The sequence below is a fragment of the Providencia sp. UF-183 genome (assembly GCF_058246155.1).
In genome coordinates this window covers 1-23,183 of the sequence record NZ_JBSICD010000015.1, presented here as the reverse complement: position 1 = coordinate 23,183, position 23,183 = coordinate 1, and the positions used below count along the sequence as shown (strand labels likewise).

At 39.0% G+C, this 23,183-nt stretch carries 18 protein-coding genes, 1 tRNA gene and 1 pseudogene; 8 read left to right on the top strand and 12 right to left on the bottom strand.

What is annotated here, in order from left to right:
• Window positions 1-207 precede the first annotated feature (207 nt).
• The gene (lptF, locus tag AC4IFT_RS14305) at window positions 208-1,305 is read left to right on the top strand and encodes an LPS export ABC transporter permease LptF (protein WP_490734116.1); all 1,098 of its coding nucleotides are present in this window, start codon (window positions 208-210) and stop codon (window positions 1,303-1,305) included.
• Window positions 1,305-2,381, top strand: coding sequence for an LPS export ABC transporter permease LptG (gene lptG, locus AC4IFT_RS14300; RefSeq protein ID WP_219244846.1), 1,077 nt, complete (start codon window positions 1,305-1,307; stop codon window positions 2,379-2,381). Before lptF ends, lptG begins: the two co-directional genes overlap by 1 nt.
• Before the next feature lie 55 nt (window positions 2,382-2,436).
• On the opposite strand, the gene AC4IFT_RS14295 is transcribed toward lptG, so the two are convergent.
• Window positions 2,437-2,940 (bottom strand): hypothetical protein, encoded by a 504-nt coding sequence (locus tag AC4IFT_RS14295; RefSeq protein ID WP_490734119.1) that lies wholly within the window; start codon window positions 2,938-2,940, stop codon window positions 2,437-2,439.
• Window positions 2,941-3,138: 198 nt separating this feature from the next.
• Window positions 3,139-4,362, bottom strand: coding sequence for a D-alanyl-D-alanine-carboxypeptidase/endopeptidase AmpH (gene ampH, locus AC4IFT_RS14290; protein WP_490734121.1), 1,224 nt, complete (start codon window positions 4,360-4,362; stop codon window positions 3,139-3,141).
• 17 nt (window positions 4,363-4,379) lie between these two features.
• On the opposite strand from ampH, the gene AC4IFT_RS14285 reads away from it, so the two are divergent.
• The 3 genes and pseudogenes from AC4IFT_RS14285 to AC4IFT_RS14275 all read left to right on the top strand — a co-directional run bounded on the left by AC4IFT_RS14285 (window position 4,380) and on the right by AC4IFT_RS14275 (window position 6,207).
• Window positions 4,380-4,535: a hypothetical protein gene (locus AC4IFT_RS14285; protein WP_273839056.1), complete on the top strand. Its 156-nt coding sequence runs from the start codon at window positions 4,380-4,382 to the stop codon at window positions 4,533-4,535.
• A gap of 244 nt (window positions 4,536-4,779) precedes the next feature.
• Window positions 4,780-4,864: transfer RNA gene (locus AC4IFT_RS14280), tRNA-Leu, on the top strand.
• A 219-nt stretch (window positions 4,865-5,083) separates the two neighbouring features.
• Window positions 5,084-6,207, top strand: a pseudogene (locus AC4IFT_RS14275) (tyrosine-type recombinase/integrase).
• A gap of 795 nt (window positions 6,208-7,002) precedes the next feature.
• Here the strand turns inward: AC4IFT_RS14275 and AC4IFT_RS14270 are convergent.
• The 8 genes from AC4IFT_RS14270 to AC4IFT_RS14235 form a co-directional block, all read right to left on the bottom strand.
• Window positions 7,003-9,609 (bottom strand): SIR2 family protein, encoded by a 2,607-nt coding sequence (locus AC4IFT_RS14270; protein WP_490751660.1) that lies wholly within the window; start codon window positions 9,607-9,609, stop codon window positions 7,003-7,005.
• Between the two features lie 1,065 nt (window positions 9,610-10,674).
• Window positions 10,675-11,838, bottom strand: a complete 1,164-nt coding sequence (locus tag AC4IFT_RS14265) for a DUF4268 domain-containing protein (RefSeq protein ID WP_490751659.1) — start codon at window positions 11,836-11,838, stop codon at window positions 10,675-10,677.
• A 145-nt stretch (window positions 11,839-11,983) separates the two neighbouring features.
• Window positions 11,984-13,075: a DUF8606 domain-containing protein gene (locus AC4IFT_RS14260; protein WP_490751657.1), complete on the bottom strand. Its 1,092-nt coding sequence runs from the start codon at window positions 13,073-13,075 to the stop codon at window positions 11,984-11,986.
• A 10-nt stretch (window positions 13,076-13,085) separates the two neighbouring features.
• Complete coding sequence (locus tag AC4IFT_RS14255; RefSeq protein WP_490751655.1) at window positions 13,086-14,861, bottom strand: restriction endonuclease subunit S; 1,776 nt, start codon at window positions 14,859-14,861, stop codon at window positions 13,086-13,088.
• The gene (locus tag AC4IFT_RS14250) at window positions 14,861-16,333 is read right to left on the bottom strand and encodes an N-6 DNA methylase (protein ID WP_490751654.1); all 1,473 of its coding nucleotides are present in this window, start codon (window positions 16,331-16,333) and stop codon (window positions 14,861-14,863) included. Before AC4IFT_RS14250 ends, AC4IFT_RS14255 begins: the two co-directional genes overlap by 1 nt.
• 71 nt (window positions 16,334-16,404) lie before the next feature.
• Complete coding sequence (gene hsdR / locus AC4IFT_RS14245; protein WP_490751653.1) at window positions 16,405-18,846, bottom strand: EcoAI/FtnUII family type I restriction enzme subunit R; 2,442 nt, start codon at window positions 18,844-18,846, stop codon at window positions 16,405-16,407.
• Between the two features lie 302 nt (window positions 18,847-19,148).
• Complete coding sequence (locus AC4IFT_RS14240) at window positions 19,149-19,364, bottom strand: helix-turn-helix transcriptional regulator (RefSeq protein ID WP_490751652.1); 216 nt, start codon at window positions 19,362-19,364, stop codon at window positions 19,149-19,151.
• A 203-nt stretch (window positions 19,365-19,567) separates the two neighbouring features.
• Entirely contained in the window at window positions 19,568-20,143 is a 576-nt protein-coding gene (locus AC4IFT_RS14235; RefSeq protein ID WP_490751651.1) for a YagK/YfjJ domain-containing protein, read from the bottom strand.
• A 99-nt stretch (window positions 20,144-20,242) separates the two neighbouring features.
• Here AC4IFT_RS14235 and AC4IFT_RS14230 point away from each other — a divergent pair, with 99 nt between their 5' ends.
• The 3 genes from AC4IFT_RS14230 (at window position 20,243) to AC4IFT_RS14220 (ending at window position 22,105) form a co-directional block, all read left to right on the top strand.
• A complete protein-coding gene (locus AC4IFT_RS14230; protein WP_490751650.1) occupies window positions 20,243-20,590 on the top strand; it encodes a hypothetical protein in 348 nt (115 codons plus the stop codon).
• Between the two features lie 229 nt (window positions 20,591-20,819).
• Window positions 20,820-21,221: an antirestriction protein gene (locus AC4IFT_RS14225; protein ID WP_490751708.1), complete on the top strand. Its 402-nt coding sequence runs from the start codon at window positions 20,820-20,822 to the stop codon at window positions 21,219-21,221.
• Window positions 21,222-21,280: 59 nt separating this feature from the next.
• A complete protein-coding gene (locus tag AC4IFT_RS14220; RefSeq protein ID WP_490751648.1) occupies window positions 21,281-22,105 on the top strand; it encodes a DUF932 domain-containing protein in 825 nt (274 codons plus the stop codon).
• Between the two features lie 60 nt (window positions 22,106-22,165).
• Here AC4IFT_RS14220 and AC4IFT_RS14215 read toward each other — a convergent pair whose 3' ends face one another.
• Together AC4IFT_RS14215 and AC4IFT_RS14210 are read right to left on the bottom strand one after the other, a co-directional pair.
• Entirely contained in the window at window positions 22,166-22,450 is a 285-nt protein-coding gene (locus AC4IFT_RS14215) for a hypothetical protein (RefSeq protein WP_490751647.1), read from the bottom strand.
• The coding region (locus AC4IFT_RS14210; RefSeq protein WP_490751645.1) for a DUF4225 domain-containing protein at window positions 22,447-23,183 on the bottom strand (737 nt) is incomplete at its 5' end. The genes AC4IFT_RS14210 and AC4IFT_RS14215, both read right to left, overlap by 4 nt.

Below are 23,183 nucleotides of genomic sequence, written 5' to 3'. Positions count from 1 at the left end.
CTGTTTACCGCGAAACAACGTGAAGTATGGCAAGTATATCTGGTTTCACGAATATTAAGCATGTTCTGATATTTCAATCAGTATAGAGAATGCTTTTATATCATTCTAGCCATACAATAAACCAGAGTATATGTTAGTAAATGGCAGACATTTAACGAACTTAGCCATTTTCTTCCCAAAAGACAAGTTTTCACAGGCGTAATAAGCGTGATCATTATTAGATATTTGGTACGGGAAACCCTGAAAAGTCAGTTAGCCATACTTTTTGTATTGATGCTAATCTTTTTTAGCCAGAAGTCGATAGACATTCTGGGCGCAGCTGTTCAGGGCAATATTCCCTCAAACTTAGTACTTCCTTTGTTGGGGTTAGGTGTGCCCGAAATGGCGCAGCTTATCTTGCCTTTAAGCCTATTTCTTGGGCTATTGATGACATACAGTAAACTTTACACTGAAAGCGAAATTACGGTGATGCATGCCTGTGGTTTGGGCAAAAGTGTGTTAGTCAAAGCCGCGTTAGTTCTTGCCGCAATCACAGCGATGGTCGCGATTGCCAATATTACATGGATGCTGCCGTGGTCATCGCAATATCAAGAACAAGTGCTGGCAGATGCGAAAGCAAATCCAGGCCTTGCGGCGATGGTAGAAGGGCAGTTTAAAACCACCAAAGATGGCAACTATGTGCTGTATATTGGTGATGTTAAGGGCAGTAATTTCAAAAATGTTTTCCTTGCCCAATTACGCGCAGCGAATGAACAACGTCCTTCTGTCGTCGTCGCAGATAGCGGCTACATGAAAGAAGACCCAGATGGTCGCCAAGTGGTTGTTCTTAATGAAGGAACACGCTACGAAGGAACTGCATTATTGCGTGATTTCCGTATTACAGATTTTGTGAATTACCAAGCGATTGTAGACCACCAATCAGGTGAAACCCGCAATGACCGTGTTGAGCAAAAGAACATGCTGCAACTGTGGGATGAAAATACCCCAGAGGTGAATGCGGAGTTTCACTGGCGTTTAACGATAGTGTTCTCTGTGGTGGTTATGGCCTTGATGGTCGTGCCATTAAGTGAAGTGAACCCGCGTCAAGGGCGCGTGCTCAGTATGTTGCCTGCAATGTTGCTGTATCTCATTTTCTTCTTACTGCAAAGTACGTTGCGTAATAGTGCTGATAAAGGCGATCTTGACCCGCGTTATACCATGTGGGCGGTGAATTTAGGCTACTTGGTCTTGGCGGTGATCCTCAACGCGTGGAACACTGTCCCAATGCGCCGTATGCGTCTTAAACTGAGTAAAGGGGCTGCTTGATGTTTGGAGTTTTAGATAGATATATCGGGCGAACCATCCTAAATTCCATTTTGGTGACGCTATTTTTATTGGTTTCGCTGTCTGGGATCATTAAATTTGTCGAGCAGCTTCGCAAAGTGGGTGATGGTGATTACACCGCACTCAGTGCAGGCGTTTTCACCTTACTGACCGTACCAAAAGATATCGATATTTTCTTTCCGATGGCGGCATTGTTAGGTGCCTTAATGGGGCTAGGTGCACTGGCTTCGCGGAGTGAACTGGTGGTGATGCAAGCCTCTGGTTTTACGCGTTTGCAAATCGCCCTGTCCGTGATGAAAACCGCAATCCCATTGGTGATTGTGGCGATGTTTATCGGTGAGTGGGTCGCGCCTGCGGGTGAACAGTGGGCTCGAAATTATCGCGCAGAAAAAATTGTTGGTAATTCATTAGTGGTGACTGACGAAGGGATGTGGGCGAAAGATGGTCGTGATTTCATTCATATTCAGCGTATCAATAACTCAACATCTATCCAAGACGTTTCTATCTATCGCTTTGATGAACAACAAAAATTAAAATCGGTTATGTTTGCTTCAAGTGGTGAATACGATACAGCGAATCAGCAGTGGGTATTATCACAAGTGGATGAATCGATTTTAAGCAGCGAGAAAAAAATCACAGGTTCACAACGGCTTACTGTTGATTGGAAAACCAACTTGACCCCCGAAAAACTGGGAATTGTCTCTCTGAATGCGGACTCGCTATCAATTCGTGGGCTGTATCAATACGTCTCATACTTAAAAGAGAGCGGCCAAGTGGCGGCGGTGTATGAGCTGAGTTTATGGAAAAAAATCTTAGCTCCGCTATCTGCGGCGGTGATGATGTTAATGGCAGTTTCCTTTATTTTCGGGCCATTACGTACAGTACCTATGGGAGTGCGAGTAGTATCAGGGATTGTTGGCGGCTTCTTATTTTACGTGCTAAACCAAGGGTTTGGTAACTGGAGCCTTGTCTATTCAGTTCCACCGATTATTGCTGCTATATTACCGAGTTTACTGTTCTTAATTGTCAGTATCGTCTTGTTAGTTAAAAGAAAATAATTATTTTATTGTTGATAAAAGGCTGTGATCCTTCAGGTATCACAGCCTTTTTCGTTTATTGCCACTTACTCAGAAAATAATTACCCAAATTGCTGATGATTTCGAGCAATTTAGTTTGTGGCCGAAATAAGATGTATTGCTGCTTATTTCCTTCCGTTGCACTGATATATTCCCCTTTAACACCAATAACGTTCGAGCCGCTTCTATTGGCTAATTGCTGCGCATAAGAGAAAAATCCGCCATTGGCAGTATAGGATTGCTGAATAGTGTAGGCATTTTTTCGTTCTATTTTTGCAAATTCATTCCAGACTTGCTGGCGTGTATCGCTAACCAGTTGCTTATATTCCTTTGTGTCTTCCAACTTAATTTTATTTGTTTTTAACGGGGGATAATCTAACTGGCTTAGGTCTATCTCAATATTGTCGGGCTTTTTAGGGGTAGGAAAAGCACTTTGGTGATTATGGATTTTTCTGAGCTGTTGCACTAATTCGGAGACTTTTTCTTGTTTAGTGGGGCTGGGGCGAAGTACGTGAGCTAATAAAAAAGAAGCGACTTTCATCTTAAATCCTGTCTTTGTAGCCGAAGAGGGTTTAAGAATATCGTTTAGGTTGGGCGAGGTATTACACAAAGCGCTGAAAGGAAAAACAGCCTGAACGGGTCAGGCTGTTGTTGCAATTAATGTAAGAACGCGGGTAAATCCACGTTTTAGAGTAGGGGTATAGCTCGCCATTGCCTGTAAAGCGTCGACGGTACCCTTTCAATGTTTCCCATACGCATGGTTAGATGAAAGAGAAGCAACTAAATCATTAACTCCAACCGTTAACTTACTAAATTTACTGCTATCTTTGCGTGTCATCACTACAAAAACGCCGATATTTTGCTGTGGGATCATCGCCATATAGGTATTAAACCCACCACCACCGCCGGTTTTTTGGTAAATGCCGGGGATGCCATTTTTCGGTTTCATATAAACCCAACCTAGACCTAACCCGTCAGCGTGACCAGCAACATCCATCCCTTTAATTTCTAAAAGCTTTTCGCGAGGGAAATAAATACCCTGTTCACGTGCTGCGGTCGCTTTACGCAAATTAGTGTCAGTGGATAAAAATTGTTGCATCCATTTTTGCATATCCGCTGGCGTTGAATACACACCACCACTGCCAGCGGCCGCAAGGGTATTATGGCAAGGGCTTGGTTTCGTGCCTTCCATTAAACGAGCACATTGTGCATTACTTGGCGTATAAGTGGTGTCCGTCATCTTCGCAGGTGAGGTCACATAGTGGCTAAATAATTGCGGATATGGCTGCCCTGTCGCTTTTACCATCGCATCCGCCAGTAAATCGTAAGCAAGGTTGGAATAGGAGGCTTCAGTTCCTGGAGTCGCATCCAACTTGCCTGTTTTTAGCCATGTCCAGCGGTTATCTTGTGTCGGCCAAATAAACACAGGTCGACCCCATTTTCCACCGGGCTGTTCACGGGGTAAACCACTGGTGTGGCTAGCAAGGTGATACAGACGGATAGGTTGCCCACTGGCATTATCAGGCACAGTAACACCTTGGTAAGCATACTGTTGTAATGGATCAGTGATCAGCAGCTTTTTGTCTTGCTCAAGCTTAATGAGTATTTCGCTTGTCATTAATTTGGTCACTGATGCGATACGAATTAATGAATTTGGGCCGGGTTTTTTTCCATTACCCGGAGCGGTTTCCCCATAATAACGGGATAGCGTTTGGTTATTATCAATCACGATAATCGCCATACCTCGTGCATCACTTTCATTAAAAATACGATTAGCATATAAATCGACAATCTTAGCGACGCGCTCGTAAGTCCTTCTATCTCCCTCAAAAACCTGCCAATCTGAGGATTCAACATCATTACCTTGTAAAAACTTAGGTGTTTTCTCTGTCTTGGTTGAACATGCCATTAAAGCAAGGGACAACGCGGATACAGACAGGATTTTTAGAAATGATTTCTTCATGTTTGGAGCCAGCCGATATGATTGTTTGCAAGTGGCTTTTCAGCCAATCTTATTTTTTCTTAGCGAAAATTCGCATTATTGCACCAATTAAGATGCCAATAACGACCCCTGTCGCTATCCACCCAACAAAACCCATGATAAAGCCTTTCAACATTGCATTAGATTGCGGTTAAACTAACAAAAATAATAGTCTATCGCTAGCCACCCAAGCATGGATACGATAAAAATAATTAGCAAAAAACTAACATACTCATTAATCAATATATAAACAAAAGAAGCTTTCCTACTCGATCCCAATATTATTGTTCAATATGCTTTATTTTTAATCGAACAATCACCTCCAGCACGAATAAGTGTTGCCAGTGGACACAAGGCAAGTATAATGGCAGCGTTTTCCAAGAAACACATCACTTCAGTGCCGGAGTGGCGGAATTGGTAGACGCAGTTGATTCAAAATCAACCGCCTTCGGGTGTGCCGGTTCGAGTCCGGCCTTCGGCACCAAAAATCAGACGCTAAGGCGTCTTTTTTTATGTCTGAAATTCCAGTTTTACAAGGCTTTTTCCTACTTTTCAGTCTTCCCAAGTATACTAAGTTCAACCCACATCAAGTACCTACTGTTGGTATATGTGTTGGTATCTCTCGATTCGATAATAGTTTGTACCAACGCAAGGAGATAAATTATGGCATCTTACTGATGCTAAAGTCAGGGCTGTCAAGCCTTTGGGTAAATCGTATAAATTGACCGATGGTGATGGTATGCACTTGATGGTACATACCAACGGCTCAAAATATTGGCGTTTACAGTATCGCTTTGGCGGTAAGCAAAAAATGTTAGCGCTGGGTATCTATCCTGAAATCTCACTCGCAGAAGCCAGAGAGAAAAGAGATGCCGCCAGAAAGTTGCTCGCGATTGGCACGCGACCAACAAAAAGTGGTCTGAAGGGCATAGTCATCGAGTCCTCAAAAGTCTTGAGGACAATATCTTTGCTGCTATTGGTAAACGCAATATTGCCGAACTGAAAACTCGTGACCTACTCGAACCGATTAAAACCGTGGAGATGTCTGGACGTCTTGAGGTGGCAGCACGTTTACAACAACGTGTGACAGCTATTATGCGTTATGCCGTACAAAGCGGTTTAATCGACTATAACCCAGCGCAAGATATGGCTGGCGCAGTCGCCATAGGCAAACGAGTCCACAGAGCAGCCTTAGAACTTAAACGCCTACCTGAGTTCTTACAACGTATTGATGATTATAAAGGAAGACCTTTAACTAAACTTGCAGTCAAACTCACCTTATTAGTCTTTATTCGTTCCAGTGAACTGCGTTTCGCCCGTTGGGATGAAATCGATTTTGATAATGCCATGTGGACGATCCCCGCTGAACGCGAAGCGATAGAAGGGGTTAAGCATTCCCATCGCGGATCAAAAATGCGTACCCCTCACTTAGTTCCTCTTAGCCGACAAGCCATTGAGATCTTAAAACAGATTTATCAATTCAGTGGTAACCATGAGCTGATCTTTATCGGCGATCATAATCCTAGAAAACCAATGAGTGAAAACACGGTTAACAATGCATTACGTGTGATGGGCTATGATACGAAGACGGAAGTGTGTGGACATGGTTTCAGAACAATGGCATGTAGTTCGTTGATTGAGTCAGGGTTATGGTCGAAGGATGCAGTAGAAAGGCAAATGAGTCACCAAGAGCGCAACTCAGTGAGAGCTGCTTATATTCATAAGGCGGAGCATATTGAGGAAAGGCGGCTGATGGTGCAATGGTGGGCGGATTATTTGGATGCGAATAGGGAAGGGCATGTAGGGGCGTTTGGGTTTGGGAAGTGATGTTGGACTTAGCTGCATAGTTAAATTATAAAAGTTGCCGATAGCATATTAGCAATAATTGGAAGGTTGCGTATATGGTTGTATTTTATACAACCATATACAGATAGCTTTTTTAGAATATAGTTGTAGTAGGCCAAACTATATTTTGACTAAGGTCAATAATTAAAAATCTAACAGTCTACTTTGAGCTTGAAGTCGCTCTTACAGTTAGCCGTAATAATATCTTTGAGATGTATTCAGATTATATGTCAGTATTAAGCGCAATAATCACATATTATTCGATAGAGTGATTTTGTAAGATTAAAGAAAAATAAATTCATCTCAACTAGTTACATTGTATTTGTCGAAATATAAATATGATTTTCTATATGGAATCTTTCATTCAAATCAAGGAGGCCAAATGTGAATTTTTCCTTAGATTTTTTGTCAATTACGCTATGCATTTCAGTATTAATATTTAACCTTAAGCAGTCAAAAAGCTTGTTTATCTAAGGGGCTAAGATAAGGAAATTTTGTTGATTCTATTTCAGATATGATTAATAAATAAGGAACTGTGCTTCGCTACCTTTATCTAAAGAAGTGATGATTTCTTTATTATTAGTTCTTTGCTTAAATTTTATGAATTAATATCAGAGATTATGATGGCTCCTTTTATGAATATTTTGATGATTAAGCGGTTATAAGATTATTTTTATATATTAATTAAAACAATTCTAGTTTAAACCCATGAATAGATGTAGTGAAATAATGTGGTTGTAAGGATATTTTAGCAGTTACCAAAATACCCATACAAGGTTAAGCTACTTTACTATCTTGACTACTATATATCGATAAAAATTTCTTAGGTATTGCAGGCCATTTTAAAAAATTAAAATAATTCATATAATCCTTTTCTATAGCATTTTTAAGCTGTCTGTTACCATTCAATTCGTCTCCTAGAATGAAGAATGCACACATAGCTACATCACCTTTAGATTGGTTGTGAGAAATAATAGAATGTAGTTCATGTTTCGATATGTCTATTCCTATTTTTGATTTTGCTAATTCCCTGTTAATTATAAGGATATCTTTTTCTTGGTAATCTCTTAACTTATCTAAGTTTTCATTAACAATAGTAATGACTTCGTTATAGTTTTCATCCATTAATAGTGTATAAACTTTTGAAGAAATATAACGACTAAAATTATATTGTTTATGAAACATTTTTTCTAAAATCTTAAGTGATTTACTAAATTCATTTTTACTATTTAATATTTCTACTTTACTTTCTAAATAGGATGTTTCTGGAATATCTTTAGATATATTGTCTAGGAACTCTTCTGATATTTGTATGTTATTTTTATCAATTAGTAAGATTGATAAAATTTCATGAATGTTTTCATTTCTCCAAGGACTATCGATTGCTTCTTTTGCTAACTCAATTCCCTTGGCTATATCTTTATTTTGCCCTATTTCATATTTTGCTATAAATAATTTAAATGGAGCGATGTTGGAAATGTTTTCATCTTCTGAATATTTGTTAATAAATTCATTAATAATAGTTTTTTCTTTCTCTCCATCATCTAGTGTCAATAAACATGAGTGAAGTTTAGTTAAGTATTTTAATATGTTTTTTTTCTTATTTTTTGATGAAGAATTATATACATTTTCTAGGTGACTAATGCAATCAAATATTTTTGATTTTTCTTTTTCTAATATAGAACAAGATGAAAATATATTTAAATATGTGTCATGTGTCGGGTTTATATCTTTAATTTTATTTAGCAAAGCGTATAGTTTTTCTCTTCTTTCTTTTTTATCTATACAATCAGAATACTCGTCTAAAATTGTGTCGAATTTTATTCTCCATGCGGAGTTTTGAAGGCTATTATCTTGATATAGACTTTCTTCTATTAGGTCATATATCTCCTTAAAGCTAAAAATGCTTTCTTTATTATATTCCAAATATCGTAAGGCTATCCTGCATAAATTATTTTTTACATTGATGCTATGATTGAATTTTAATTTCAAATCTTTTAAGTATTGTATTTTTTCAGTTAACTTAGGAAGTATATTAGTTCTGGATAATGCATTGTTTAAATTAAATTCGTCTAACTCTATTAGTTTATCACTATATTCTAAAGCAGACTTTATATCTTCATTGTTAATTTTTAAACTAATTATTCTCTGAAGATATTTTGACTTTATGTTATGATTGTTACTATCAGATATAAAGTCTTTTAATTTTTCCTCTGCAAGAGAGAAATTTTTTTCTCTGATCAAGTTATCAATGAATAGTAAATTTTTGAAATCCTCTTCAGGTATTTTTTGCTCATCATTATCACTTTCAGATAGTTCATTTATTAATGAAGATATGTCTTGAGTGTATGTGTATTTTTTTAATTTTATTAAATCTTTACTTATAAATTTGTTTTTTGTTAAACCATGATTATCTGTGATGAAATTTTGTATCATTTTTTCTCTTTTCGTTGATTTAAGAGTTTCACCCAGGGATAATTGACTTCCGAGCTCATGAACCAGCTCTGCCATTAACTCATCAAAGCCATCAATTTCAACCCAATAAACTTTTTCCTGATTTAAGAGTTTAAATAATTCAGGTGTAATTTTATCTCCTTTTCTTTTACACCAATATATCCCGTTTTTTAAGTAATCAGGTTGTTTTAATAAATATTTCAATACCTCAATGATAGAATTATCATTTCCTGCATAGCCTACAAATATTAATCCATATTCTTTGGAGAACTCTACTAACTTTTCTTTGGTATTATTTTCTAGCGATTCAGTCTCTTTTAGTGAGCTTTTGATACTATCAAAAAGATAATCTCCATGTAATTTTATTATTTTTGGTCGAGATGATGCTATAGAAATGCCTTTTATAGATGAATCATGTGCGCATAATAAGGGTCTATCGGAAGAAAATTGATAGAAAGCTTCATTAATTAAATCATCAAAATTAGTTGTAAAAACGGTATCAAAAAATTTTGATTCAAATAATTCAACTAAATATGCATAACCTATAGAAGGTAGTTTTTTATCTACTTGAAGTTCAACAAATCTTCTACGCTGTGAAGGTAGATCAAATTTTTTTTCAAATAATGAAGAATATTCATTATTTTTATCATACCAATCAGGATGATTTTCAGCTAACCATTCTGCCGCTGAATCAGGGTCAGTGTAAGGATTTGGACTGAGTCTATCAAAAATTTCCTTTCGCCATTCTTGAACTAATTCAAAACCAGTTTTTATTCCGGAGGTTACCGATGCTCCAGCACCAAGAAATATAGCATAATTGGGAGATGTTCCAGATTTAATCCTTATATAGTCAGCTAGATCTTTAATACTTCGTTTTTTGAATAACAACTTTACTTCAGGGATATTATTCATCTTTTTTTCTGAATCCATTTTTGTTCCTATGATTTTCTGCTTAAATTAATAAAAATTATGGCATTTTTTTTACCTAAATAAAGTGATTGCCCTTCAATTTTTCAATGAAAAAATAAATATAAGTTGCTTTTTAGTTTTTAATTTTGATTAAAACTTATTTTTTAATGGAATAATTTGATTATAAAAATCTTATGAAATATAATGGAAAATAGATTTTTTTCTAAGTTGATATGACGGTTATTTAAATGAAAATTTGATTGTTATCAAGCAAACCAGAGAGTCTTTATTTAGGGGATTGAATGCTGGCTGGTTCTAATTACTTAATTATTAAGGTTTGAGTATTTGTTTAAATAATTTCTAAATATATAAACCATAAAAACTAATATTTTTAGCTGAATTTTATATGTTAATTTATGAGTTATTTACAGAAGATCATTAATTAGTCATTATAATTAGTTCTAGGCTAGTTCATTTCTGAACACTAATCTTGATTCTGACAGGTTCATTTTTCTAGCGCATTACGGTGTGGTATCGTTTTTCTCATACTTAGAAGGGACTTGTTTAAATATACCTGCTGAACCAAATCTCTGTTTTTATGTAACAAACTGTATTAATTGAAAAATAATGAAGGAACACCCATCAGGTTTAAGATTAAATCTATGAGTATTTAATGTATAAAATTGCAGAAGACTTTTGGCTTTGAACGTCTAGATTATCAAGATAATAAAATATAGTTTGGAGAGGGTGACCGAAAAGTCATAGAAATTGTACTACTGAAGTGGCATAGTTAATTTGGCCACCTGACTAGAGGTGATATTCTTACCTCAATAACATCACAGGATTGCGTTATCAACGATGCAAAATTACCCCACAACTAAATTCATCAAATACTTGTGTTGTAAGTACAACCGTTTTAGTTACAAAAGTTATTCGAGTGTTTACTCCACTGGGCAAACAAATCTTATAAAGATGAACATACTGCCTTTTCACCATTATAGTCTATACTAGGGGCATGTGAAATTCCCCAGTTTTACTCCAAAAATTAATAGAACCTAATTTGTCTAAAACCTTTTCATTTAAAATTTACTCTTCTTCACCCTCTGTGATTAGGCCACTCTGTTTAAGCTCAATAGAAAGTTCTGCAAGAGGCTGTCTTAAAGCAAGTTCTAATTTGGACATATTTTCAATCATCCAATTTATGATGGTTGGCCATTGTTCTTTATCCATGCCATCAAAAGATTGAAGGAATACTATTTGGCAACTTTTTCGCTCTGGTAATGGTCTCCATTCTAATTTATGACCAAAAGTATGCTCAATTTGTAATTTTTTTTCGAGTAAATGTTCAAACAACCATGTGTTTTCTTGGGCATCTGCTCGAGAAAGATTGAGTTGTACTCGGGCATCTTTTTGCGAAAAAATCAGCTCATATGGTACTCCACTGAGACCAGAACCCGCAGCTAACCAATGATCTGTTGATGGTGAACGATTATTAAAAAGATCGCAGCGACTGCGACGAAACTCTTCTAGTGCTTGTGTCCAAAACTCACGTCGTAAATAGTGGCGCTGCTGAAGGTCATTACCTGATGATTGTTCTTCTGCTTCTTTTTGTGCCATGCCGATCATGAACGATTCGGCTTCAGGCGTTGGGATAACTTGTCGAATATCGATAAACACGTCGTTACCAAAGCAATAAGGAGTGACTTTAAAACATTGGATACGAATATTAAACTGCATCAGCCATAATGCTGTATTGGTCACTTCTTTGCGAAAATGAGCAGCTACCATGATGACGCGTTGTGTACCTTTGCGGTTAAGTACAACTTCACGGCCAATAAATTCAATAATGATTTCAGATGCTGAGCGCGTTTCATTTGGTTCATACTGGTTGAGATAGCGCTGAAATATATCAATGATACTTTCTTGACGTAAATTAGCACAATACCCCGCATATTTTAGTGATTGCCAAACCACATCACGGCCTGAATCATCAAGCTTATTTTCAATAATCACCAAATTACCATCTTTATCTAATGCAAGTAGATCTAGACGCTCTTTAGTTTCATCAAATCCAGCAAATTCTTTTTGTATAATTAACAGTTCATCGTTAACTTCTTCTTTTTTAGTTAATGCTTGCGGATTTTTAGCTAACCATTCTTGTAGATGTTCACGTTCACGGAAACCTAAGCTACTGAAAGACACTTCTTGTAAAGAGTGTAGGGTATTTTCCTGCTTATCGACTTTATACATGAATTGCCTCTTTTAGTTCTTTTCAGCCTTAGGTAATGTAATTTCGCTTGAGAGTAGTTGACGGCTAGAATGTCTGAAAGCCTAGTTAAAACGCCTATCAAGTACTAGTATTTTATATATCCCGCAAAAGCACCATCGGAAATAACTATTTCGCATCCCAGTTTGTAAAATAGCGCTTTAATTTTTCGACTGTGTGACGCCATTTCGGTGTTGTGGGTTTGCAGACCGTATTTTGATTACCAAAGAATCCGACTTCACTAACTGCCTCTTGTTCATCACGGGTTTCTAGCCACTTTACAGGAACAAAATACTCAGATTTATCAGGGTCATTTGCATTCTGTTGATAAAGCTCGCTGTATTTGAGTACATCCATTGCCAGTTTTTCACCATCATCAGTGTTGATGGTAAAGCTACTAGCAGGTTCAACGGTGCTTTGTACAATGCCAACACCAACATAACCTGTCGCTGGAATTTTGACCCACACACGATCACCTGGTTGAAGCTGTTTTAGTGTCTGACTATACCAGCTTCCACCACCTGCGCTGATAAATCCGTAACGGCGTGCCTCTTCCCAAATTCGGCCTCCAAAAGAGACATAAAACTCACCGTTCCAAGGTTCCTTGGTATTCGCATTTGAGCCAGTGGTTGCCAGTGCCGCATTGGTTTGTGTTTCGCTTGGGTCAATAAGCCAAACACGACTTAGAAATTGTTCATCGCCGTGTTGGAATACTTTAAAAAACAGAACGTTGATCGAAATACCATTTTTGCTTAGATAGTCCACGATACGTTCAGTAGACGGGTCGATTTCTGCTGCGACGATAATAATTTGATGGGACTGGTTAAGTGATTCTTCTTCTAGCTCAACATTGAAACGTTGTTTGAATGCATCACCTAGGTTTCCTCCATTAGAGAATTTTTCGTAAATCTGCGACAGACGATCAGCACTGAGGTCATCAACCCAAGAGGCATAATCCAGTGCTTGTGCGACTACCTCACGCGGTGTACGGTCACGTTTAAGCTCAATTAGGATCAGAGATGCATCTGGAGCAATTGCCAGTAGGTCGATACGACCTTTATCGAGAGTATTTTCTTGATGCCCAATAATCATCCATTGGTCAGAGAGAATAGCTGGGTCGTTTAAAATCATTTTTTCCAGTAGTTGTTCGCTGGCAAGTTTGCTAGTTATTAGCGGTTGGGGATTATCACCAACACGCCAGATAGCATGATTGATCGACATCGTCTGTTCCTTAGTTTAATGCAGCTTCTGTGAGAGCATCCGCAAGGTGGAGCTGGGTTTGTTGAGCGGATTGCAGTCGGGATTTGAGGTGTTCACATAGCAATGTCAAATCGCGCACTTTCTCAACTATATTTAATTGTTCGCTATAAGAAGGTAAGGCAACCAGTAAGGAAGATACTTGTATTCTTGATACGTTTTTCATTGAAGAGCTCGTTCCACCAGCAACCTCAGAGTAATAAGTTCGAGAATACTTAGAGTTATTGACTAAATTAATATAGTTCGCATCGACTAATTTAGAGAATTGAAACCTAATGATTTTATCACTAAGCATTAAATGTTTCGGTGGAGAATCAGGAACTACGACAGAGCGAGCCACAAGGTCGGCAGTATTTGCTCTTGAAATTAAAAAATCCCTTGCCTTCACTTCATATTCTATTTTAGGTTCTAAATGTTTTGGAAGTGCTTTATTTTCATTAGGATTAAATTCACTCCATGTGACGGAACTAATTTTCAATACTCCCCAATTATCATCAACTCTTGGTGAAGCCTCGCATTGAGGGCTCCAGCCAGCTTCTGAATTATGAGCTAGATCCCCTAAGCGACACCACTCCCATCCCAGTGGCAACTCAAATGGTTTTTCCTCATCACTAATCGGCGGCAATGGTTTTTGTTTTTTAATTTTACCGTTTTTCACCATCTGTACTTTTTCTTGTTCAATACGTTTTAGCAGTTCAGAAGCTGGTTCATCGTTAGGATCTTGTGGCACCAGTTTACCCATGACGGCTAATTGCAAAATGGTTTGCTTTAACGTATCGATGCTCGCCTCGGTGGTAAATAGTGTGTCGAAATGCTGGCTAATTCGCGACCAGTTTTCAGAGAGTTCTTTTGCGTTTTGGCTATCTGTAAGCGTTGCTAGCAGGGCTTCAACGAGCTGTTGATGGGCATCAAGGCTGGTTAGCGATTGTTGTTCTAGTTGATCGCAGAGAATCATGAGCTCATTAGCTTTTTCAACAATTCGTTGTTGCTCATCAAATGGAGGAATAAGAATAAAAGTTTCACGTACTTTATCTGCATTAAGGTTCAATACAACTGCACCTGATGCTTTTTCTTTAAATGCTTTTATAATAAATGGTGAAGACAGTAATTGGTAAAGAAAATTTTTATCTAGCAAAGATGGAGGGGAGATTCTTAGCCAACCGTCATGTATACAACCTTCAATAAGAGTTATATAAGGCCGCCCAAAGCTCATTGAGTTCGTAAGAAGGAAATCACCAGGATATACCATACGTGTTTTGTGTAGACCTGAAGGCTTAATTTTTTCATTAGCCGAAGAAATATATTTACCGCCAATATCGGTATCTCCAATTTTTATCCAGTTAAGACCATCTTTCTCAGTGGTCAAATAATCTTTAATTGGTCTAGGAGATCCGCCTCGCTCTATTTCTGATATGTCTCCAAATCTCACCCACTCCCACCCTTCTGGCAATTCAAACGGTTTCTCATCGTCACTAATTTCTGGCAGTGGTTTTTGTTTTTTTATTTTTCCCTGCTTCACCAGCTCCGCTTTCTCAGCTGCAATACGTTTTAACAGCTCAGATGCAGGCTCATCGTTTGGGTCTTGCGGTACTAATTTTCCACGAACTGCCAGTTCTAAAATCAGCTCGCGCAATTTCTTAATACCATAAAGATCAATTTTACCGTTGCTGCCACGCCCTGCGGTGGAGCGAGTTTGCAGCGCGGAAGACCAAACATCGATATGGTCGGTAATTAGCTTCTCAACGGTCATCAGTTTGTTTCCTTATTGCCAGCTAATGCCGCACCAAGAATATCGCGTAATTGATGACGTAATTCACTAATTTCAGCTTGTTGTGTTTGGTATTGCGCCAGTAATTCGTCGGGATCGTGGCTGATAGTTTCGCCTTGATATGGGTTTTTGATATCAAGGTTAAAGTTACGGGCGATAATCTCGTCGATGCCGACTTTCCATGCCTGCTTGTTCTCTTCCCGGCTGGCAAAACCATCGGCTTCATTACCCCACCAGTTGATTTCACTCTGGAACTCTTCAAACTTCATCGGTTTGGTTTTGCTGTAGTTTTTAACTCCCTCAGGATAGGGGTGTTCGTAGAACCAAACTTCTTGGGTTGGCTGGCCTTTGGTGAAGAACAGAATATTGGTTTTGATTCCGGTATATGGGTTAAACACGCCATTTGGTAAACGCACGATGGTGTGTAGGTTACACTCTTCGGTCAGTAGTTTTTTGATTTTGGTTTTGACGCCTTCACCAAACAGTGTGCCATCCGGCAGAACGACGGCTGCACGGCCTTTATCCGCAAGCACTTCAATGATCAATTGCAGGAACAAGTCAGCGGTTTCTCGAGTCTGCATTTCCGCTGGAAAATTTTTCTCGATCCCATCTTCTTCAGTGCCACCAAACGGTGGGTTGGTGATAATGACGTCGAGTTGTTCATCCCAAGCGGATAGTGGCTTGTTCAATGTGTTGTCATGACGAATTTGTACTGGAACTTCAATACCATGCAATAGCATATTAGTGGTGCACAGCAAATGTGGGAGCTGTTTTTTTTCTACACCAAAGATCTGTTGTTGTAGCGTTTTATGATCTTCAGTGGTGTTAACGTAATGTTGTTTCACATGGTCGAACGCGCAGGCAAGGAAGCCGCCGGTACCACATGCCGGGTCCATAATCGACTCGCCAAGCTTTGGATCGATGCGGTTGACCATAAAACGCGTCACCGCACGCGGGGTATAGAACTCGCCCGCATTACCGGCGCTTTGCAGGTCGCGCAAGATCTGCTCGTAGATATCACCAAACAGATGACGTTCCTGGCTGCTGCTGAAGTCGATTTCATTCAGTTTATTGATGACTTGGCGTAGAAGCGTACCATTTTTCATGTAGTTATAGGCATCGCTAAACGCTTGTTTTACCACAAAACCCCGCGGATTTTTATCAATAGGCGCTGCGAGATTTTTCAAAGCAGGGAATAAATCGTCATTGACGAATTCGAGCAGTTCATCCCCAGTAATTCCCTCGTTGTTTGCTGCCCAAGTACGCCATAAGTAACGCGCATTAATGGGGAGTTGGTAATCGTCTTGCTCGAGTTCAAGCTCTTCTTCCTGAGTATCAAATATTTTCAGAAATAATAGCCAGGACAGTTGCCCAAGGCGTTGAGCATCACCGTCTACACCTGCATCTTTGCGCATGATGTCTTGTAAGGATTTAATTACTGAGCTAATCGACATGTTTGTATTCCATTGGTAAAAATGAAACCACCGAGAGTTGATGACTCACGGTGGTAAAATAATATGGGTTATTAGGCCTGACGAGGTGGTAACTGATAAATTTGGTCTTCCAGTTCATTGACCGCTTGCTCGTAAGCTTGTTTATTACCAAAGCTACTTTTGATGATTTCTAGCGGACGGCCTAGGCTGTCGAACGGTTTCAGTTTTAGTACCTGAATGTCTTCAATTTCCTGAACGCCTTCATCTGCGTATTTATCCAGCAAGGTATTGAGTACATGTTGTGCAGATTCTGAATATTTGGTGAAGTAGTTACGTTTACGCACGTTGTCAGCCCGTTCTTTACGCGTCAGGGGCGGTTGACCATAAACCACGTGGCAAAGGAGATCGAATGGGTCAAGATCTTTGCCCACTTCTTCTGCTAACACTTCCCAAAGCACGCCGAGTTGCTGGAGCTCATCAATAATAACCTGTTTGCGTTCAGCAGAGTGCCATTTTCGAATGAAGTTATCAAGAGAGGCAAAGTCTTTATCTTTGAGTAGCGTTTTACGGGTGTAGTCCTGAAAGGATTCGGTGACTAATTTACCATCGGCATCGTAATATTGGACACGTTTTGCCAGTACTTTTACGGTAACTCCGTTGACATGATATTTACGAATTCTGTTTTCGTCGCTTTCTTCAAAAGCACCGCTGTCACTTTCTGATGTGGTACCATAGTGAGCGGAAGGTTCTTCTGCACCAGTAAATACATCGTGATCTAACGCTTCGTTTCCTGAAGCCTCATCTTCTAATACATCATTGAAATCAGACTCGGGATCGGAAATATCGTTAGGTGTTGTGCGGATCACTTTTTCAGGTACGCCATCAAAGCGCTCATCTGCAAACAGTTCGGTGGCTTTTTTGAAATCGAGAATGGTGAACCAAAGTTTATCGAACTTCTCGTTAATACGTGTTCCACGCCCGATGATCTGCTTGAATTTGGTCATGGATTGAATGTTTTGGTCTAGCACAACCAGTTTGCATGTTTGCGCATCTACACCTGTACTCATCAATTCTGAGGTAGTCGCTATCACTGGGTAAGGTTTTTTCGGGTTGATGAAATTATCGAGTTGTGCCTTACCGATGTCGTCATCGCCAGTGATTTTCATCACGTATTTTTCATTCTTTCGCACTTGCTCTGGATTTAGGTTTACCAATGCACGGCGCATACGTTCAGCGTGGTCAATATCGTTACAAAAAACGATGGTTTTATCCATTGGATTGGTGCGTCTTAGGTAATCAGTAATGGTTTGAGCCACCAGTTGGGTACGCTCATCAATCACCATAGTGCGGTCAAAGTCTTTTTGGTTATAAATTCGGTCATCAATTAGCTGGCCTTGTTTATCAACTTGGCCTTTTGTGGGACGCCAACCTTGTAAGTCGACATCGATATCGACTCGTACCACCTTATAAGGTGCCAGGAAGCCGTCTTCGATACCTTCTTTAAGTGAATAAGTATAAACGGGGTCGCCAAAGTAATCAGTGCTAGAAACGTCATCGGTTTCTTTTGGTGTTGCGGTCAAGCCAATTTGGGTCGCACTGCTGAAGTATTCAAGAATTTCTCGCCATGCGCTGTTTTCCGAGGCGCTACCTCGGTGGCACTCGTCGATAACAATCAGGTCAAAGAAATCGGGAGCAACTTGTTTAAAAGCTTTTTGGTGCTCTTCTGGGCCAGTAATTGCCTGGTAGAGTGCCAATTGAATTTCATAGGCTGGGTCAATTGTTCTACCTGTCACTTTTGCCATTGCACTGCCAAAAGGTTGGAAGTCATTATTTTTAGTTTGATCGACAAGGATATTGCGGTCGGCAAGAAAAAGTATGCGTTTTTTATTTTTTGCTTTCCATAGACGCCAGATAATTTGAAATGCGGTATAGGTTTTGCCAGTCCCCGTAGCCATCACGAGTAATACACGTTTTTGTCCAGCTGAAACGGCTTCTACGGTTTTATTAATGGCTTGTAGTTGATAATAACGAGGGGACTTCCCGCTACTATCATCGTAGTAATCTTGACTAATTATAGGTAGCTGCTCGGCAGTAAAACCTTTCCAAGTACAGTATTTATCCCAAAGCTGTTCTGGTGTTGGAAAATCTTCAAGAGCGATTTCGGATTCAAGTTGTACAGGGTTGGTCTTGTCATGGAAGATAAAACCATCGCCATTAGAAGCAAAAATAAAAGGGACGTCGAGTAGGCGTGCGTAATCTAGCCCTTGCTGCATCCCTTTCCCCATTTCGTGTTTATTCGCTTTCGCTTCTATGACGGCAAGGGGCAACCCTGGCTTATGGTAGAGCACTATGTCGGCTGATTTCACTGTCAACCGTGCTGCTAACTTACCACGGACCACCACTTTACCATCACGAAGTTTGACCTCTTGGCGGATCTGCGACATCAGGTTCCAACCTGCATCTTTAACTGCTGGGAGGATATATTTTGTAATGGTGTCTGTTTCAGTCAGATGAGATTTATTCATACCAGCCATAGCCGCTCTCTCAACGAAATTGGGTTTAGTGCTTAATTATACACAGAATATAGGAGGGAGTTAGGTTATAACTAACAGAGTGTGATTAGTGATACTATGATTATGACTCTTCAGTTGGTAGATGTTTTTTATTACAAGATGGTATATCGGTCTGACAAGCTACAAATTCGTAAAGTCATTCAGCCAGTATAGATAATGGGAATACAATCCCTAATGGCAGCATGATACGTTTTCATTGTTGAATTTACGATATGGTTTAAATATTCACACTTTTGATGCAGAAAGATAGGGTAGTGTAATGATTAAGCTCTAGATTCAGCAATACGTGCTTGTAACCAATTTTCAACTTCGCTCTTTAACCAACGTGAGCTACGCCCTAGTTTGATAGGCTTAGGAAACTCACCATCTTGGATCAGCTTATAAAACCACTTATCCGTTAACCCCGTTAGTTTAGTGATAAATTTCATGTCAATGAATTGGTCGTTCAGTAGTGGGGTGCCAGTTGTTTGAATAGTCATTGTTTGTTTCTCCGATAATTGAAAAGGAGAAGGATTCGAAAAGGGATAATGGGAGTTGCGGGAATCCTTCAAACAATAACTGACTGGCGTTATTTTTGACTCAGCATGAAAGATTAGGTCGAGCTTAATGACTGTTGCCCATGTATGAAGAATTCCCCCCTGAGTTAGGGGGGGATGAAATTATGATGCCAGTTTTCACTCACCTATTTTTTATTTCGTTTTCTTCCAATTTGTTTTGCAGTCGGAATATCGCTGAGCTGATAAATACGGCGTTCTGTACGCTGACTGTCTTTGCCTAAATAACTTAATATATATTTCATACCGCTGCGCTTCTTCTCATCGGAATGTTTAATAACACGCTCACCACGAACTCGATAATATGGTTTTGGTTCACAGTGGTGTGCATAACCTTCACCTTCAGTAACTTCATCCCATATATCGCGAATATCTTCCCAGAAACTCCATACCTTCTGATGACGTTGACCATTAATGTAAAATGCTGCGTGAATATGCAAACGATGTTGCTCTCCATATTCTAATACCCATGCAAAACCTACAATGCTAGAAATATCTTTTATCTTTTCAATCAGCGATATCATATCAGCCGTGATTTGATAAATATCGGCATATTTAAATGATTCACTGTCTTTACGATAAGCAAAATCGATACGCAACATGAGGAGTTTTGAATAATACTCAAATAGATCATCTTGATGATTAAATAAATCATGTTGTAATAAATAGTCTGGTTTGTGATTAAAATTAATTGCACTTTTCATAATGGTTATCCTCAGTGATTAATGTTTCTCATGGGATAACGGCACTATTTAAATTTTGAATGAAATAGAAAGTAAATCATGATAGTTCTAGGTGGGACCTTGCCATCAATCATTAGACTACTTTGTGCGCTCTTATTAGGGGTCAGTGCTTTTTCCGTCTATGCTGAACAAGCACCGATTCAACTCAAATCAGGCCCCAGTAATGCAGGGCGTACATACAGTAAAGTGTATATTACTTCCAATGTCGATAGTGTGGTTATCAAAAAAAGCATCGTTAATCGAGGCAACTGTAAAGATGCAGAGTATCTTCCTTGGAAGTCAATTAGGCTGAATTTTGGCAGCACTTATGAACGTATTTTCACAGGGAAACGAGCGGGAACACCCTGTAATGTGCTCGAAGTGGCTGTTGATACAAATCAAGGTGCATGGACATTTAATTTCAAATAATCATTCTTATTTTTAACTTAATCTTTTATGGCCTGCTCAACATAGCAGGCTACCTTATTTTGTTTATCAGTGCCCCCTCTCTGACATCTAATGTAAAACTCATTGCCTCACGTCATCTACCAAACGCAATTCTATTCTTAGTTATACCCCTAAGCCTATTTATTATTCAATTATTACATAGAGATATCACATGTCCTCCCCTTATTCAGTCTTACAACCAAACACGCTTATGCAAGCTAATGTCGTGCCGCTTTCAGCTAGACCGAATTTCTGGCAAACCCACTTTGGCACCGTTAAAGGCTCCGCCACGTTTGAAGTAGTGATTTTCACTATCATGGGCCAGTTCTGTGATGAGTACACAGGCGGCTATTGGGAATACTGCACATTACTCAACGGCGGTGCATTTATTTACCCAGATTTAGCCCCTGAAAAACTCACACTATTCAATATGCACAATGGCAATGAAGCACAACTGAGCCCTGAAGCGGCTGGTGTCGCTGTCTGCTTGATGCTGTATAGCCAGTGGTCATTTAGAACAGAAAGTGAATTGCTAGTCGAGCGTTTCTATCAGCTTCGTGATTACGCCATTCAACATCCTGAAAGTTCAGCTATTTTTCATCTTATCGATTAACTCCCTCTTAATTCATTTTTCAGTTTTACCTATCTTATTTATTTTCAAGGAAATTAATTATGACTCGTTTAGCTTCCCGCTTTGGTACGGCGAATAGCATTCGTCGTGACCGCCCGTTAACTGCCGAAGAATTGTTCCGTACTGTACCCAGTGTTTTCTCTGAAGAGAAACATGAATCCAGAAGTGACCGCTACACTTATATTCCAACCATTACCTTACTCGATAGTTTACAAAAAGAAGGTTTCTATCCGTTCTTTGCCTGTCAGACTCGTGTACGTGATGCTAGTCGTCGAGAGCATACTAAACACATGCTACGACTTAGACGACATGACCAAATCACGGGAATACAAGTTCCTGAAATTATTTTGCTCAATAGCCATGACGGCTCAAGTAGTTATCAGATGTTACCGGGACTTTTTAGAGCTGTATGCTCCAACGGTTTAGTTTGCGGAGATACCTTTGGTGAAGTGCGTGTACCCCATAAAGGTGATGTCATTGAGAAGGTAATTGAAGGGGCTTATGAAGTTTTAGAAACGTTTGATTCTGTTGCTGAAAAGCGTGAACAAATGCAATCACTATTGTTACCGCCACCAGCACAACAAGCCTTGGCACAAGCAGCTTTGACGTATCGCTTTGGTGAGGAACATCAACCTATTACCGAAGAACAAGTATTACAGACTCGTCGCTGGGAAGATAAGAAAGATGACCTCTGGACGGTGTATCAACGTTTACAGGAGAATTTAATCAAAGGGGGATTGACTGGTCGGAACGCTAAAGGTAAGCGTGCTCGCACTCGTTCAGTGAATGGCATTGATGGCGATATCAAATTGAATAAGGCGCTGTGGGTGATGACAGAAAAGATGTATGAGTATATTGGCAAATGAAGCTCCATTGAGTGTTTAGGGAGGGTATAATGTGGGTAGAGACTAGGGCTCTACCTTATATTAACGCCGCCCTAAAGACTCTAATGCCCATATCATTTTTAAATAAAATAATAAAATGATCACAGCTGAAACGAGTATACTCCAATTGAATAATGTATCTCCTTTTAATTCTGAGGCTAAGTAAATACCATAGGCTGCAATAATATAATCAGAAATGATTAAGAGCCGTCTTGCCAGAATTAATCGTTTTGAGTGATGATAATTTGCAGCATAGCGTTTTTTTATTTCAAAATAGGCTATTACCCCTAATAAAGCAAAAAAATAGTAAGCAATATAGGGAATCATTTCATAATATCCCCATTAGTGTGATACTTCTGCTCATTCCCTTTATCATCAGTACATTTGTAGTAAGAATTGTTTTCATCATTGTTTGAAATCACAATGTAAAGTTCACAGTTCTCAACAATATCTTTTACATTAGTAATGCTTTGTGGTTCAGCAACAACCATCATCACATTATTAGAGTCTTGGTCTAGAAGAAAAGCATTCTGAATGTCATCTTTTATTTTGAATAAATTGATAGTATCACTAAGTATTTCAATACTTAAAAGTTTATCACTTATTTGTTTGTATGCTTTTTCTAAATCTTGTCGCGCGTACTCTTTAATAAATAGATTTTTCTTTGGAGCACCAAATTCATTTAGTTTTGGGACGAGTTTTAGTTTACCATGCACAGATATTCCTAAATCTATAAGGTCATAAGTAAGATTTCCAACAGACTCATTAAAGCCAAGCTCTTTAGCCGCTATTTGATAACCTTTTCTTAATGGGCCATCAATATCGTCTCGTCCTTCTACTAAACCTTCTACACCCTCGTAAATACCATTAGCGCCATGTGCAATTAAAGGAGCTCCGATAATACAGCCAAGCCCTGTTCCACATAATGCACCACCAGCCCACACCATGCCTGCACCACCAAAAATTGAAAGACCATTAGTTAACCAGTTTAGTGATTGTTCCAGTAAGCTTTTCTCTTCCTGTTTTAACTCGGCGGAACCTTGTTCATAACTTTTTTGGC

Excerpts from the sequence above, each read along its gene's own strand:
- AC4IFT_RS14255 (WP_490751655.1), bottom strand. The coding sequence starts at position 14,861 with ATGACCGTTGAGAAGCTAATTACCGACCATATCGATGTTTGGTCTTCC.
- AC4IFT_RS14215 (WP_490751647.1), bottom strand. The coding sequence starts at position 22,450 with ATGATTCCCTATATTGCTTACTATTTTTTTGCTTTATTAGGGGTAATA.
- AC4IFT_RS14295 (WP_490734119.1), bottom strand. The coding sequence starts at position 2,940 with ATGAAAGTCGCTTCTTTTTTATTAGCTCACGTACTTCGCCCCAGCCCC.
- AC4IFT_RS14285 (WP_273839056.1), top strand. The coding sequence starts at position 4,380 with ATGATTGTTTGCAAGTGGCTTTTCAGCCAATCTTATTTTTTCTTAGCG.
- AC4IFT_RS14265 (WP_490751659.1), bottom strand. The coding sequence starts at position 11,838 with ATGTATAAAGTCGATAAGCAGGAAAATACCCTACACTCTTTACAAGAA.
- lptG (WP_219244846.1), top strand. The coding sequence starts at position 1,305 with ATGTTTGGAGTTTTAGATAGATATATCGGGCGAACCATCCTAAATTCC.
- AC4IFT_RS14260 (WP_490751657.1), bottom strand. The coding sequence starts at position 13,075 with ATGTCGATCAATCATGCTATCTGGCGTGTTGGTGATAATCCCCAACCG.
- AC4IFT_RS14250 (WP_490751654.1), bottom strand. The coding sequence starts at position 16,333 with ATGTCGATTAGCTCAGTAATTAAATCCTTACAAGACATCATGCGCAAA.
- ampH (WP_490734121.1), bottom strand. The coding sequence starts at position 4,362 with ATGAAGAAATCATTTCTAAAAATCCTGTCTGTATCCGCGTTGTCCCTT.
- hsdR (WP_490751653.1), bottom strand. The coding sequence starts at position 18,846 with ATGGCTGGTATGAATAAATCTCATCTGACTGAAACAGACACCATTACA.
- AC4IFT_RS14235 (WP_490751651.1), bottom strand. The coding sequence starts at position 20,143 with ATGAAAAGTGCAATTAATTTTAATCACAAACCAGACTATTTATTACAA.
- AC4IFT_RS14220 (WP_490751648.1), top strand. The coding sequence starts at position 21,281 with ATGACTCGTTTAGCTTCCCGCTTTGGTACGGCGAATAGCATTCGTCGT.
- AC4IFT_RS14240 (WP_490751652.1), bottom strand. The coding sequence starts at position 19,364 with ATGACTATTCAAACAACTGGCACCCCACTACTGAACGACCAATTCATT.
- AC4IFT_RS14225 (WP_490751708.1), top strand. The coding sequence starts at position 20,820 with ATGCAAGCTAATGTCGTGCCGCTTTCAGCTAGACCGAATTTCTGGCAA.
- AC4IFT_RS14270 (WP_490751660.1), bottom strand. The coding sequence starts at position 9,609 with ATGGATTCAGAAAAAAAGATGAATAATATCCCTGAAGTAAAGTTGTTA.